The organism is Flavobacterium geliluteum (assembly GCF_017948595.1).
In the GTDB taxonomy this organism is placed as follows: Bacteria; Bacteroidota; Bacteroidia; order Flavobacteriales; family Flavobacteriaceae; genus Flavobacterium; species Flavobacterium flavipigmentatum.
On sequence record NZ_JAGFBV010000038.1, the window covers coordinates 1 to 15,801 of the forward strand.

A 15,801-nucleotide genomic window follows, 5' to 3' on the forward strand; every position below is an offset into this window, starting at 1 on the left:
GCACTATAGCCTCTTGAAATTCTTAGAATTCATTTATCGAAAAACCCATAAGGGATGGATGTAGAGCGGTTCCGTTCAACAGGAGTTTCATTGTTGGCTTTTCAAGCCCAACGAAACTCTAGCTATTGGTGGCAGTTTTTTTTAATTAATGTATTCCCATTCTTGTGGTTCTACTGGCCTTAATTCTTTTGGCTCTAATTCTTTTAAGTAATTATAAATTTCAAGATTTAAAAATATAATAGTAAATGGATAATTATTTATAAAATATATTCTTTCTTTTGATTTTATTTTTGTCAATTCATTGTTAAGAATATTTACGAATTGATAGATTATATAATAGTCATATTTTTCATGTTCATAGTTTTGACATAAATTATAGTTTCTTTTATTTACTTCTAAATCTATTTTGAATTCATTTTCATCTTTATCAACATATTTTAATTTTGATATCAACACATTCAAACCTAATTTAGCTATGAATTTAAAGAAATCATTCAATTCAGCGTTTTCATTAATTTCCATTCCGTATTTATTTTGAATTCCAATTTTATCTAATATAAATTTTTCAACCACAAAATCTATTAGATAAATTCTGTTGTCAAATTTAAAAGTAAATGGATTTATTAGAAGTTGTATATTTTCTTCTACTAATGGCTTAAAAAAAGAATTAATTATAACTTTTGTAAACCCTTCTATTTCTCTTTTGTCATTATATTCAAAGTAATTAATCCTTTCTAAATTCTCTAAATATGTTTTTTTATCGGTTTGTTTCAATTTCATTTGTAATTAATTTTGTAATCTCCGACTCTGCGTATAAATTGCCACCAACTTATATATACTAGCTACAAAGCTACGCACATCAACCCTTATATGGGTGTATACACGTAGTTTTGTAGCGCTTTTTTGTGTTTCTTTTTTAACAACAAAGCAGCACAAGTGCTTGATTCATTCTAAAACAAATATAACAATTCCAGCATCATCATCTCTGAGGGAAACCGTAATGGGTGATTATTTATTTTAAGCAAGTATACCACTAAATAAAGATAGGGGAGCAGGGATTTATACCTGTTTTGGTGGAGCGTTGGGGTTTTGTTATGCAATAATGATCGAATTTACCCCAAATTTGACGTCTGGGACGTCAAATTTGACATCAGCAACGCCAAATTTGGCATCAGGAACGTCAAATTTGACATCAGGAACGTCAAATTTGACATCAGGAACGCCAAATTTGACGTCAGGAACGTCAAATCTGACGTTAGGAACGCCAAATTTGACATCAGGGACGCCAAATTTGACGTTATTTTTCAAATCGCCAAATTCAATTAACTACAAATCTGAGTTCGACTCTTAACATACTGAAAATTAGTTAATTTTAAACTTTGCAAAATTCCTGCAAGTTTTTTTTTTGACCTTTTAGGTATTACTTGTACTAAAAACGATACCTACAAGGTTTTTGAAACCTTGCAGGATTAATAAATTCCTAATATGTAGCGCTTTATTAATCGAGTTCAGGTTACAACACAAAAAAACCTCTTTGTATTGCTACAAAAAGGTTTTTTGCTATTGAATAGTGCTTTTAGATTTCTGTTTCCGGGTTATTTACAGCGTTTGTTGTTCCTGTACGATTAAAAAACTGCCCAATATCTGCTACTTTATTTTCGAAGCCTGCAACTTTGGTACTTGCCTTGTATTGGCTGAATCCGTAGTCTGTTAGTGCTGCCTGATAATTATCATAATCATGAAGAATTTTATTGTTGTTCAGGCTGTCTATGATGTTTTGCAAACGGGTCATGAGTTTCTGTATAAAATCGCGAGAATCATAATCGGCCTGAAATTCTGCCCAGTCCACATCTGGTGTACTCAAAGCCGGCGTGCTAGTGCGATAATCCATCACTTTGTTTACGATTAGTTTGTTTTGCTCGTTGATGCTTCCGTACTTTTTGCGTTCGTCCGGATTAAGATTTTTGAACTTCGGGCTAAGAATGTTTTCAAGAGAAACTACTGCTGCCAGTATGGATGTTTTCTCAGTAGCCAGATAATGGTTGTTGTTTAAATTTTCGAAAGGCATACTATTTGGTTTTAAATTAAAGAAAAATTTCTATACCAAATATACAAATTACTTTATTTAAAGTAAGAATAAGCTTTCTTTTTATTTGCTATTATATTTATTTTCAACCATATAGTACAAATAAATTAAAGTCGTTTAAGAACAATTTTTTGATTTTGACTGGCGATCACTTTCTGAAAAATTTCTTTTAATCCTTCGTACTGATCCACTGCAAAAACACTATTGTTGATTTCTTTTATACAAATAATCTGGATTTTGTTGTCTTGCGCAGCAATGTTAAACGTATAGGTGATACCATTATTTTCTGCCACCATCTGGATTGGTTTGGGCAATGTTTCTATCGCATAGCCTTCTGGGATCTCCATATTTATGTTGTATTTTTCTAAAGTTGGAAAACTCAAAGAAACCGGCATTTGTCTTTTTTCCTGATGGAAAGGATTTTTGGTTGTTGTAAAAAACAGCATCGGAGAAACAAATATTTTGTCTCCGATAATTTCAGTTTGATGGTCTGCTATAAAATCGAAAGTCTCTAATAGCGGTTTATCAAGATTTGTTTTTATGTTTTCGACACTATATTTCGAAATTTTTACATCGCCTAATTGTTGTTCGAGTTTCTCAAGATAGTTTTCTGTATTTCTGCCGGCATTTGCTACTCTAAAACGATACGCTTCATAGTCACTTTTATGTGTTCTAACTTTTCCTTCCAACTGACCCGAAGGGGTAATTTTGACCATGATGTTTAAAAATTCTTTGGACTGCCCCGTTGGAACCAAATTTATTTCCTGCGAAGATCCGTCACTTTTTATAAGTCTTCCGTTCCAGTTAAGAACATTGAGAGGCAAAATATCGGGAGTTGTAAATTTGTGCGTAGCGTCTAGCAAAATTTGTTTACCCTCTATTTCTGCGGCAGCAATTACATAATTAAAACCTGTTCGGGTGGGGTAAACTGGCGTGCCATTTTCTACTGTACTTACTAGAACCGGGTTTACCTCTATCCCGGCCAGCTTGAGCATACTAATTAAAATAAAATTGATTTCAGCTACATTTCCTATCTGACTTTTATAGGCTTCTAAAACTCCTTTGTCTGTGTAATAATCATTTTTCTCGTCCCAATTCATTTTATTCTGGACGAATTTAAAAATGATATTCAACCTTTCTTTTTTATCCTCGACACCTTCCAGCAAACGTTTTACATCCTCTACTAAAAACGAACTTTGACCGAGTTGTTTTCCAAAACTATCATCTTTAAAAATCATTTTGGCCACTCCTTCCCATGTCATGGTGTAATCTTTTACGGGTTGGTCTGGCATGCGAACTCTCTCCAATTCGAGCTGAAGAGATCCTTTGTAATTATCGACATTATCAACATAGGGCTCGTTTTGCAAGGCCGGAATATCTTTGGCCGAATAAAAGGAACTGATTTGTCTGTACGAAAACCTACTGGTCTGATTATGCTCATTCTCATACGTCTGAGAACCATTTTCCATTTTATGATCTACTTCAATTACCTGTTTGCCAATAAGAATCGATTTGTAAATATAAAACTCTGGAATTTCGGTTTTATATTCAAAATAATTTACAGGAATATCGTATTGAAAATCATAATCGGGAAACTTGACTATATTCTCGGATTTCAAAACATATTTAAATTCGATAATAGCACCCACTTTTACGTTGGGCAGCGTGATGGTTTTTTCGTTCCAGTATTTATTTACACTGTTCTTAAAGCTCCCCTGACTGTCCAACTTGGTTTTTACCACTTTACCATTTTCGAGATTGTATGTTGCGGCATCAGAAAATTCCAGCCGATCTTTGTTGATACTTTCATATCCAACATAAAATCGTACTTTTTGATCTGCCCAGCTAAGTCCTTCTTTTTTATAAATTTTGATCTTAAACTCATAAGCATGATTTACTGTAAAACCACTTTTGATATTATACGAAAAAAAAGTTCTTGCTTTTTTGAATAAGATTGTCGCAGGAGCAGCTGTATCCTTAGGATTTGCTTTTTCCTGCAATTCGGCTGTAGTTACTTTTCCGAGTTCATAATTTTGTGCTTTTGCCTGTGTACTTAGAAATAAAAAAACAACTACAGCAATCTTAATTTTCATATTATATTCTTTTTAAAACGATCTTTTCAGTTTCTTTTGCCACCATTCCTTTGTAATATTCTTTAAGCATATCATATTTTTCTGTAGTAACAATGGCTTCGTTTATTTGATGTACTACATTGAGCTGTAGTACATTTTGATTTTGAGCAATAACAAATTTAAAACTCCCCAAATTATCTTCCATGTTCATGACAACAGGAGCAGGCAATGTTTCTACTGTAAATCCTTCTGGAATCTGAATGGTAATGCTGTATTTGTCTAAAAAAGGAAAACCAAAATCTACAGGATATTCTCTAATCTCTTGCTTGAATGGATTTTCGTGATTGCTAAAAAACAACATCGGATCAACGTATATTTTGCCTCCAATGACTTCACATAAATTATTTCCTGTAAAAGAATACGTCTCGATGGTTGGCAATAAAATTTCTTTCTGATTGGTTCTCACGTAATCACTGATTTCTATTTTATTGTTTTCGTTTTCCAATTTTTCCAAGTACTCTTCTTCTTTCAAACCATCAATATTATTTCTGATAATCATTGCGTTATGATCAAAACATTGTCTTCTGGCTTTACCCGACACTTTGCCTTCAGGATCTATCGCATAAGAAAGAAAAACAATATCGTTTGACACTTTTTTAGGCATCAAATCTACATCTTCAGAGGTTCCGTCTTTTCTAATTAATCTCCCCTGCCAGTTTAAAACTCTTAAAGGCAAAACGTTGGGAACAGAATACTTATCAGAAGCGTCTAACAGTACATATCCTGTTGGAGTTTCTACGGCTGCAATGACATAATTAAAAGCCGTTCTGTTCGGGAACAATGCAATTCCGTTTGAGCGTGTACTCGTAAGTACAGGATTTGCTGTCAATCCCGCGTAACGCAACATGGCAGTAAGCATCAAATTGATGTCTGCGATGTTTCCAGTTTTCTCTTTGTATGCCTTTCTAACTCCGCTATCGCAATCGTAGCCAAAATAACCATTCCATTTTACGCTGGATTTCACATAATTTAAGAGTGCTATTATTTTTTCATCCGGTGTATTCAAACCGTTTAAAACCGTTTTGATATCGTCTTCAAAATAACCGGTTTTGTTGAGTTCTGGTCCAAAAGTATCGTAATCATAAATTGTTTTCACCACCGAATTCCAATCGGCAGAATACATTTCTATAGGTCGGTTAGGAGCTTTCACCATAGACAATTCGTGAGAGATACTGGAAAGATAATTATCGATGTTGTTGACAAAAGATTCTTCTTTCATGGCCGGAAAATGCTCGCTGCTGTAGGTAGTTTCGGTTTCGATATAATCAAGTTTATCTGTTGAATACTCTGTTTTAACCGTTCCTGCTCGTAAACCAACAGTAGAAACTCTTTCTTTGTTTGTTAAGACTATTGATCTATTATTTTTCTGCGTGGCTACTTTAGGAAAAACATAGCCTTTTTGCCTTGCATTAAAAACATAATACTCTGGAATATAGGTTTTAAACTCAGAGTAATTGACAGGAATACTGGTTTGAAAATCCCAGTCATGCATCATTCCGATATTTGAAGTCCGCACCGTATATTTGAATTCTAACACAGAGCCTTCCTTAACATTTGGCATTGTTATTTTTTTCCTTGACCTGTATTTGTTTACATTCTCATCAAAAATTCCGTCGCTTTTGAGTTTTGTTTTCTCTACTTTTCCATTCACCAAATTGAAAGTTACAGCATCCGAATAATCAACTTTTTCTCTGCTCGATGGACTTCCTATATAGAACACGACACTCTGATTTGCCCAATTGTATCCTTCTTTTTTATAAATTTTAATACGTGTTTCTACTTCTGTTACCAGAACAAAACCATCATTCTGATTGAACTCAATCTTAGACGACCCTTTTTTATACAAAATGGCAGCAACAGCAGCCGTGTCTTTTGGGTGTACCCTCTGCTCCAATTCGGCAATAGATACTTTCCCTAATTTAAATTCCTGAGCCGTTGCTTTAGACAAGACAAACAAAAGACTTACGAGACTAAAAAATGTACTGAATTTCATGGTAATTAGTTCTTGGTTAATATAATTTTGGCATTATCATTTCTTGAAACCTGTTCCATAAAAAGACGGTATTCGTCATATTCTTTATTCGAATATTTTCCTTTATTGACCGATATGGAGCGTTTGTAAATGAGTTTATTATTCTCTTTTTTGATGATTTCGGTTTTATATTCTCCAAATTTCCCTTTAAGTTCAAAATTTGAAGGCAAAAATTCGATTGCAAAACCAGTGGGCAAACTAACCTCTATTTCATCGGTATCGATGTATCCTCTCTGAAATTGAAAAGGATTTTTACGATTTCTAATGCGTTTTACATTCGTTGAATTTTGATTGAAAACATCTACCGCAAAAATTAATTTGTTTGCAGAAATGGTAGCGTAATTAGCCGCGCTAATTTGTATATCCTCGGTAAAGCGAACGTTTTCTTTATCGTTATTGAATGTAATTTTGCCCAATTTCAAATTATTGATATAATCCCAATATTCTTTATAATGTGCTTCCTTTTCTGTAGGCTGTAATGTTTCTACTCTGGATTTAGAGCTGTATTGCGAACCTTCGGAAACGATACTGACAGCACCCGTCAAAGTCCCATTTTGGTCGATGGCATACGATCCTTTATCGGTTTGTTTGTTGCCCTTGTCATCATAAATTTTGGTGTGTACAATTTCTCCTCCTTCAGGTTTAATGACCAAAACATCTCTGTCGTCTGTAAAGGTTCCTTGATAGCCAAAAGGATCATCCTGACTTGTACATTCGAGCCAAGTGTAATGATCTCCTGTTGGAATAGACAAAATCATGTGATTCCCCTGCATCGAGACAAACTCAGACTCGATATTTGTTTTATAAGCGTCTCCATACAAAACGGTATTGTACGAGGGTACATCAACAGCTTGCAAAAGTGCTTTTGTATAATTGGTTAATGCTTTGCAATCGCCATATCCCAGACGATCTACATCAGTGGCAAGCATGGGTTTCCAACCCCCGATACCTACTTGAATACTAACATATCTTGATTTTTTCTGAACGAAATCGTAAACAATTTTCGCTTTTTTTATTGGATCCTTTTCCTCACCAACAAGAGCTTTTATTTTAGTTTTTGTCTCTTCCGGCAAGTCTGTTGTCCCCGACAAAATTTTCTCTGAGTACCATTTCCCAAAATCTACCCAATTCGTAGCTGTTCCATCAACACCTTCTAAATGAAAATATTCTAAACCCATCATTACTTTTGGAAATAACTCTCTGTAAGAAGGGCTATAATCTTCTTGTTTTTGAGCCAAAATATTTGATGCAACATAAGAGAGCTGGGTATCTGTATCTAACGTTTTTTTGATATCAAAGTTTGAAAACTGAAATTCTTTCTTTTTAAAACCCAAATCCTTCAAAAAAACAACATTTAAAGATGCTTTTTCTACACTGGTATTAAAACCTTGTAGAGGCATCCATTTTGGAATAAAGGCTGTAGAAGAGGTTTGAACTTCACTAATAAATTCGACCGTAAAAGGGTAAGAAATAGGAGTGTAATCTAAATAGAGGTATCTGCTATCTGAAAAAAGTGTCCCGCCGCCAACAACACTTTGATCTTTAAAATCTTTTCGTCTGACTTTTTTAATCTCTTTACCAAAAGCATCATAGATGATGGCTTCGATATTTTTTACAGAAGTTGATTTATCATAAAACTCAAAAGATTCTGTGGCATCAAAACCTTTTTCATTCAAAACCGTTACAATACGATGATTTTTAGTATTCATACTGCGTTGTGACAAAATCGTAATATCGGTTTGATTGAAACGCACCACGGCATTCGCATTTTCTTTAAGACTATCGGAGATAGAAAGTATCGAATAGTCCTTCTTTTGAGCCAATAAAAGAGAAGAAAAAAAGAAGAAAAACAGTGCGCAAACGTGAGATTTCATTAGTAAGGAATTTCGTCAAATATATATTATTTTTAGAAATTATTAACAAATTGGGTATTATTTTTATACCCTGTTTTTGCTATCCATCAAAATCGTTACAGGGCCATCATTTAACAGACTCACTTTCATATCGGCACCAAAAATCCCGGTTTGTATTTTTTTATGAAAGTCTTTTTCTAAAGATTTTACGAAATTCTCATACATCGGAATCGCAAATTCTGGTTTTGAAGCATTTAGGTAAGATGGACGATTTCCTTTTTTTGTTGAAGCCTGTAGCGTAAATTGGCTCACGACAATAATTTCGCCGTCAATATCCTCAACGGAGCAGTTCATGACACCATTTTCATCACCAAAAATGCGCATTTTAATAATTTTTCCAACCAGCCAATCAATGTCTTCCTGAGTATCTAAATCTTCAATACCTACTAAAACCAATAATCCGTTTTGAATGTCAGCGATTTTATTACCTTCCACCGTTACTGAGGCTTGAGAGACTCTTTGGAGAACAACTTTCATATATTTAGTCTTAAAGTTTGAAAGTCATAAAGTCAAAAGTTTTCTCTACGTATATTATGACTTTTCGACTTTGGATTGTTTTATTTTTGATTTCTGGTTTCATCACTAATCTTTCGGTCTTCATCGTACGAATCGGTACGATAATTTTCTTCATCACCTTCCAGAATTTTCAAATAACTATTATAACGTGACCAGGCGATCTCGTCTTTTTCTAATGCTGCTTTGATGGCACAATGTGGTTCTTCTTTATGCAGACAATTATTGAATTTGCATTGTTCTTTCAATCTAAAAAATTCAGGAAAATAACCGCTGATTTCTTCTTTTTCCATATCTACAATTCCGAAACCCTTGATTCCCGGAGTATCGATAATTTTAGCATCAAAAGACAGATCATACATTTCGGCAAAAGTTGTGGTGTGCTGTCCCTGTTTGCTTGCCTCAGAAATGGTTTTGGTTTTAAGATGCAAAGATGGCTCCATGGCGTTGACCAAAGTCGATTTCCCAACACCAGAATGTCCCGAAAACATACTTACTTTACCAATCATCATAGCTTTAAGTTCCTCAACACCTTTCATCTCTGTTGAAGAAACACGCAAACATTTGTACCCAATTTGCTCATAGACATACTGCATGTACAATTGATCGTCTAATGTAGTTTCGTCAAAAGTATCTATTTTATTAAAAACCAAAATGGTCTCGATATTATACGCCTCGGCAGTTACTAGAAAACGGTCAATAAAATTGAACGTTGTGGGCGGATTATTAATTGTTATCAATAAAAAAACGCGATCAATATTTGAGGCAATAATATGCATCTGATGCGATAAATTTACCGATTTTCTAACAATATAATTTTTTCTTTCGTGGATATTATGAATCGTTCCCGTTAGAGCGTCCGAAGTTTCTTCGAGTTCATAATCAACAATATCGCCTACAGCAATAGGATTGGTACTTTTGATACCTTTCATCCTAAACTTTCCTTTCATACGGCATTCGATAAAATCGCCCTTTTCAGATTTTACGGTGTACCAACTTCCTGTAGATTTATATACGAGTCCTGTCATTTTTAAATTTTAGATATTCTGATTTTAGATTTTAAATTCAAAAACTAAATCTCTGCAAAGATAAATTAATAATTTTTACCATAATACGTTATATAAGGGAATATAAATAAGCCTGAATTTGAGAATCCGATACGATAGTTTGTAAAATAAGTAAATCTCCAAGTTTCTTTCGAAACATGGAGATTTAAAGCTTTTATCATACAATTGATATAAGGAAATTTAATGTCTTAATTACTCAAAACTAAACAAAACTTATATCACCTATGTGGTTTTTAAAAAAATTATGCATTAAATACTTTTTCCTGGTGACCAATACTTTCCTGGTGAATTGCTTTGAACATTCTCAAAACAAATTCTTCAGTAAGACCTTTTTTCTCACCTTCCAAAATCATTTTTCCAAGGATTTCATTCCAACGATTGTTTTGAAGAATTGCTACGTTGGCATCTTTTTTCACCTGACCAATTTCGTCAGCTACTTTCATACGTTTTCCCAACAACTCTAATAAGTTAGCATCCAAAACATCAATGTTAGCTCTTAGCTTGGTCATTTTGTTGCTGTACTCATCTGTAGTATCATCTGTTTTTCTGATGGTTAAATCTTTAATGATTTTTTTCAGAGCATCCGGAGTAACCTGTTGAGCAGCATCAGACCAGGCATTGTCCGGATCGTAGTGCGTTTCGATAATCATACCATCATAATTCAAATCTAAAGCCTCTTGCGTTACTTCAAAAATCATTTTACGATCTCCTGTAATGTGAGATGGATCGATGATTAAAGGTAAATCAGGAAATTTATTTTGCAGTTCGATAGCAATCTGCCATTCAGGAATATTTCTGTATTTTGTTTTTTCGTAAGTAGAGAAACCTCTGTGAATAACTCCTAATTTCTCGATTCCGGCCATGTGTAAACGCTCAACACCACCTAACCATAAAGCCAAATCCGGGTTTACAGGGTTTTTTACCAAAACGATTTTATCCGTTCCTTTTAATGTATCTGCAATTTCCTGAACCGCAAATGGGTTTGCAGTTGTACGGGCACCCACCCATAAAACGTCAATATCATGTTCTAAAGCCAGTTTACAGTGTGCAGCAGTTGCAACTTCAGTACCCATTAGTAAACCAGTTTCTTTTTTAGCTTTTTGCAACCATTTCAAACCAATTTCTCCAACACCTTCAAATCCTCCCGGACGCGTTCTTGGTTTCCAGATTCCTGCTCTAAACACACTCACTTTCGAATCTTTCAATTCGTGAGCAATTTTCAATACTTGATCTTCTGTTTCTGCACTACATGGTCCAGCTATCACAAGTGGGTGATTCAAATTGAAATCTTCCAACCACTTTCTCATTTCTTTTTTATTTTCCATATTTTCTATTTATTTTTTAAATTTTATTTTATTATTCTTTTTTTAATCTGACTACTTTTTCATTCCGTTTAAAATCTCTTTTATCTTATTGACACTTTCCATTTCACTGTAAATAGCATCATAATCTTCGTTTTCTAGGAGTTCTTTAAACTTTGACAAATTGGCAATATATTCTTCCAATGTTTTAACCACTTGTTTTTTATTCTGCTTAAAAATTGGTGTCCACATCGCTGGTGAACTTTTAGCCAAACGCACCGTACTTTCAAAACCAGAACCGGCCATGTCAAAAATATCCTGCTCGTCTTTCTCTTTATTAATAACCGTCTTCCCGAGCATAAAAGAACTTATGTGTGACAGATGCGACACATAAGCAATATGTTTATCATGTGATTTCGCATCCATATATCGTATTCTCATACCCATCGCATTAAAAAGCCACAATGCTTTTTCCTGCAGTTTGAATGCCGTTTTTTCTACTTCACATATAATATTTGTTTTCCCTTGAAACAATCCTGTTATCGCTGCCGAAGGGCCCGAAAATTCTGTACCTGCAATAGGATGCGTAGCAATAAAATTTCTACGTTTTGGATGGTTGACTACTGCTTCACAAATAGGAGTTTTAGTAGAACCAACATCAAAAACAATTGCTGTATCAGGTATTATATCTAATATTTTAGGCAAAAGAACAATAGCAACATCCACAGGAACCGAAACTATCACAAAATCAGCTTTGGCTAAATCTTCAAAGACAGCTCCTTCATCAACTACACCAAGAGCAATTGCTTGTTTGATATGATCTTCGTTGCTATCTATTCCAAAAATTTTGGTTTGAGGATATAATGCTTTTGAGTCTAAAGCTATTGACCCTCCAATTAATCCAATTCCTATTACGTATATATTCATATTTATTTTTATTTTTCTTCATTGCGAGGAACGAAGCAACCCTACTAACAATTGATTCAGCGGCCGAGATTGCTTCGTTCCTCGCAATGACATCTAAAATCGATCTATCGCTTCTTGTACTTTTTCTTCTTTTACACACAATGAGAATCTAATATATCCTTCACCATTACTTCCAAAAATGGTTCCCGGTGTGATAAAAATATGTTTCTCGTATAATATTTCGTCAATGAATTTTTCCGAAGATTCGATTCCATCTGGCAATTTCGCCCACACAAAAAGTCCAACTCCTTCTTTATATACTTTGCAGCCTAATTTTTCTGCCAATTTTTCTGTTAACTCTCTGCGGCGTCTGTAAATTTTATTTTGGTCTTCAAACCAAGATTTATCACAATTTAAAGCGGCAACTGCCCCTTTCTGAATTCCGTAAAACATGCCACTGTCCATGTTGCTTTTTACTTTCAGGACTGCATCGATAATTTCGGGATTTCCTAAAACCATTCCAACTCTCCAGCCTGCCATATTAAAAGTTTTACTTAGTGAATTCAATTCTAAAGCCACTTCTTTTGCCCCTTCAATCTGTAACAAACTCATCGGATTATCATTCAAAACAAAACTATACGGATTATCATTGACCAACAAAATATTGTGTTTTTTAGCAAAAGCAATCAATTTTTCAAACAACGCCAGACTTCCTCTCGCTCCTGTTGGCATGTGCGGATAACCTAACCACATGATTTTTACTTTCGTCAGCTCTAATTTCTCTAAAGCTTCAAAATCTGGTTCCCATTTATTTTCTTCTTTCAAATCATAATAAACCGGGACAGCCCCAACCAAATTGGTTACCGAAGTATACGTTGGATAGCCTGGATTCGGAATCAAAACATGATCACCTTCATTTAAAAAAGCTAGCGAAATGTGCATAATTCCTTCTTTCGAACCCATCAAAGGCAAAATTTCATTATTCGGATTTAATGCAACACCAAACTGATTCTGATAAAAATCGGCCATTCCTTTTCTCAATTCTGGCAATCCTTGATAACTCTGATAACCGTGCCCATTTTCATCCAAAATTGCTGCAGCTACTGCTTCAATTACTGCTTTTGACGGACTCAAATCAGGGCTTCCAATTCCCATGTTGATGATCGGTTTTCCTTCAGATTGTAGTTGACGGACTTCTCTCAATTTGGATGAGAAGTAGTATTCTTCAACTGTATCTAATCTTTTTGCTGTTGTAATCATTATTTTTTGCTTTAGGCTTTAAGCTGTATGCTTTCTTTTAAACTTTTAAACTAAGGACTAATTACTAGGTACTAATCACTAATTACTCAATCAAGGTTTCGTATTTTTATATTCTCCTAAAACCTTCAAATATTCCGCCATTATATTGAGTAACGATTTGGCTTTTGCGAAATCTTCGTATTTTTCAAATGTGACATCTACGAAAAAAGAATATTTCCAAGGTGTTTCAATTTTTGGAAGCGACTGAATTTTAGTTAAATTCAATTTGCAATCACTCATCACATTCAAAACGGCGGCCAAACTGCCTCTTTTGTGATCCAATTCAAATTTGATAGAAGCTCTGTTGATTTCGCTCTCTGGCAAAAAAGAATTTTGTTTTTTGATGATTACAAAACGTGTCATATTATTTTTGATCGTTTGAATTTCCGGCGCCAGAATTTCCAAATCATACATTTCCGAAGCCGTTTTACTCGCAATAGCAGCAATTCCTGTCATCTGTTTTTCCTGAATTCTTCTGGCAGTTTCGGCAGTATCTTTATCCTCAACCAATTTAATATTCGGATATTGTTTTAAGAAATCCATACATTGTAATATTGCCATTGGATGTGAATGAACTTCCTTGATATCCTCTATTTTCTGACCTTTCAAAGCCATTAAATTTTGATGAATACTCAAATAATGCTCTCCGATTATGTGCAAATTATGCTTATCAATCAAGGCATAATTTGGAATAATAGGCCCTGCGATCGAATTTTCAATTGCCATTACCGCCTGATCCGATTTTCCAGAGAGGAGGCTGTCTATCAATTCCTCAAAAGACAAACACTCATCAATTTCCACATTTTCAGAGAAATACTCTTTCACAACCTGATGATGAAACGAACCTTTTATACCTTGTATTGCAATTTTAGTTGTCATATATTCAAAAAAAAATCCTGATTTTCATCAGGATTGTATATTAGTTTTATTTGTCTTTATATTTTTCAAATAACCATAGCACAATCCTTACTTCTACTAAAGAAGAAATAAAAAGAGTTGCTAAAATAAAAACGGTTATGAGACATTTTGTTTGTGTTTTTCAATAAATTCATTGCGAATGTATACATTATTTTTACCCCACCAAAAAAAATATTGTATTTTATGAAACAAAAAAGGATTTCTTAACAAAATGACTAACTTTTGTAACATAATATAAAAAAAATCCTTTAAAATGAGATTTAGTAAATTGGTTTTGAGGAAGGTTCTGAGTTTCTAGTTGCTGAGATTTTAAAATTTAATCGAGTAAATTATATTTTTCTCAAAGTCGTCATTCCGAGGAACGAGGAATCTCAGTTGCTGGATCGATAAAGATTGGCGCTTCTGATTGCAGAGTTTCCTCGTTCCTCGGAATGACAATAACTAAACAGCTTTAAACTATTTTATTAAAACAACCCCGAAACCGGTGTATTCTTAATTCCAATTTTAGCGTAATCAAAATTCATTTTTTCTTGTAATAAAGAAGCATAAACACTTCTAAAGTCAATTTCGTGTTTCAGATCGCCGTTTTCGAGATCGGCTAAGTTTGGATTATTACCCAAGACTTTTCCTTTATTATTACCGCCAATAATAAACATTGGTGCCGCTGTGCCGTGATCGGTACCGTTTCCGTTGTCTTTTACACGCCTTCCAAATTCAGAAAAAACTACAATCGTAACATTCTGAAGTAACTGAGCGGCTTTTAAATCTTGATAAAAACTAAATACCGCATCATTCAAATCGGTTAATTTTCGCTCGTGAATAGCCAATTGATTATCATGCGTATCAAATCCGCCGAGAGACGTATAATATACTTTCGAATTTAAATTTCCTTTTATCAGTCGTGCGATCCATTCGAGGTTTTTAGACAAGGCTGTTTTCGGATAAGCAATCTCTGTCTTTGATTGAGCCAGAGCTTTCTGGATATCATCTGAACCTTCAACAACCGAATTGGCAATTTTTCGAACAAAATCCAACTGAGGATTATCAGACAACTTCGTACTTTCTTCCTTGGTTGGTTTTACCCTAAATCTATTGGGGTCTTTTACCGTTATGGCGTTTGGCTGAGCTCCTTTTAAGGCCAAATTATCAATCGAATCCAGATTGATTCCGGCAGTTGGCTGATGATCATGACACTGTAGATCAAGATAGCGGCCGAGCCAGCCTTCATTAATATATTGATTAGAGTCTGTAGCGGTTTGCCAGATTTCCTGACTCCTAAAATGCGACCGAATTGGTTCCGGATATCCTACATTTTGCAACACTGTTAGATCACCATTTTGCTGTATCTGAGCAAAATCTTTCAAAGAAGGGTGAAAAGCCATTCCGTTATTTTTACCAATAACAGCATCTTTGTTCAGTGCAATTTTGGTTCGCAGATCGTAATAAAGCGGATTGTCATACGGAATATAAGTATTCAACCCGTCGTTCCCTCCGTTGAGCTGAATAAACACCAAGCATTGTTCGCCTATAACCAAGTTTTCCTGATGCCCAAATGCGTTCAAAAAACTAGGAAGCACCAGCATTCCGCCAGTAAAAGTTCCTGTAAGCGTTAGAAAATTTCTTCTGTTCATAAT

General features: G+C 34.5%; 13 protein-coding genes. 1 reads left to right on the forward strand and 12 read right to left on the reverse strand.

The window, feature by feature from the left end:
• Positions 1-141: 141 nt before the first annotated feature.
• Positions 142-780 (reverse strand): hypothetical protein, encoded by a 639-nt coding sequence (locus tag J3495_RS17415; protein WP_210667994.1) that lies wholly within the window; start codon positions 778-780, stop codon positions 142-144.
• Between the two features lie 322 nt (positions 781-1,102).
• Here J3495_RS17415 and J3495_RS17420 point away from each other — a divergent pair, with 322 nt between their 5' ends.
• Positions 1,103-1,351, forward strand: a complete 249-nt coding sequence (locus J3495_RS17420; protein WP_210667996.1) for a hypothetical protein — start codon at positions 1,103-1,105, stop codon at positions 1,349-1,351.
• Positions 1,352-1,576: 225 nt separating this feature from the next.
• Here J3495_RS17420 and J3495_RS17425 read toward each other — a convergent pair whose 3' ends face one another.
• The 11 genes from J3495_RS17425 to J3495_RS17475 form a co-directional block, all read right to left on the reverse strand.
• Positions 1,577-2,068 (reverse strand): hypothetical protein, encoded by a 492-nt coding sequence (locus tag J3495_RS17425; protein ID WP_210667998.1) that lies wholly within the window; start codon positions 2,066-2,068, stop codon positions 1,577-1,579.
• 125 nt (positions 2,069-2,193) lie between these two features.
• Entirely contained in the window at positions 2,194-4,179 is a 1,986-nt protein-coding gene (locus tag J3495_RS17430) for a DUF3857 domain-containing protein (protein ID WP_210668000.1), read from the reverse strand.
• Position 4,180: 1 nt separating this feature from the next.
• A complete protein-coding gene (locus J3495_RS17435) occupies positions 4,181-6,211 on the reverse strand; it encodes a transglutaminase domain-containing protein (RefSeq protein ID WP_210668002.1) in 2,031 nt (676 codons plus the stop codon).
• A 5-nt stretch (positions 6,212-6,216) separates the two neighbouring features.
• Positions 6,217-8,124: a DUF3857 domain-containing protein gene (locus J3495_RS17440; protein ID WP_210668004.1), complete on the reverse strand. Its 1,908-nt coding sequence runs from the start codon at positions 8,122-8,124 to the stop codon at positions 6,217-6,219.
• A gap of 63 nt (positions 8,125-8,187) precedes the next feature.
• The gene (gene dtd, locus J3495_RS17445) at positions 8,188-8,640 is read right to left on the reverse strand and encodes a D-aminoacyl-tRNA deacylase (RefSeq protein WP_210668006.1); all 453 of its coding nucleotides are present in this window, start codon (positions 8,638-8,640) and stop codon (positions 8,188-8,190) included.
• An 80-nt stretch (positions 8,641-8,720) separates the two neighbouring features.
• On the reverse strand, positions 8,721-9,704 hold the full coding sequence (rsgA, locus tag J3495_RS17450; RefSeq protein WP_210668008.1) for a ribosome small subunit-dependent GTPase A: 984 nt from the start codon (positions 9,702-9,704) through the stop codon (positions 8,721-8,723).
• Positions 9,705-9,985: 281 nt separating this feature from the next.
• Positions 9,986-11,068 carry a bifunctional 3-deoxy-7-phosphoheptulonate synthase/chorismate mutase type II gene (locus J3495_RS17455; RefSeq protein WP_210668010.1) on the reverse strand — a complete coding sequence of 361 codons (1,083 nt, stop codon included), beginning with the start codon at positions 11,066-11,068 and terminating at the stop codon, positions 9,986-9,988.
• A 51-nt stretch (positions 11,069-11,119) separates the two neighbouring features.
• Positions 11,120-11,971, reverse strand: coding sequence for a prephenate dehydrogenase (locus J3495_RS17460; protein ID WP_210668011.1), 852 nt, complete (start codon positions 11,969-11,971; stop codon positions 11,120-11,122).
• Between the two features lie 93 nt (positions 11,972-12,064).
• Complete coding sequence (locus tag J3495_RS17465) at positions 12,065-13,210, reverse strand: pyridoxal phosphate-dependent aminotransferase (protein WP_210668012.1); 1,146 nt, start codon at positions 13,208-13,210, stop codon at positions 12,065-12,067.
• A gap of 90 nt (positions 13,211-13,300) precedes the next feature.
• Complete coding sequence (locus tag J3495_RS17470; RefSeq protein WP_210668013.1) at positions 13,301-14,128, reverse strand: prephenate dehydratase; 828 nt, start codon at positions 14,126-14,128, stop codon at positions 13,301-13,303.
• Between the two features lie 503 nt (positions 14,129-14,631).
• Positions 14,632-15,798, reverse strand: coding sequence for a DUF1501 domain-containing protein (locus tag J3495_RS17475; RefSeq protein WP_210668014.1), 1,167 nt, complete (start codon positions 15,796-15,798; stop codon positions 14,632-14,634).
• Positions 15,799-15,801: the final 3 nt, after the last annotated feature.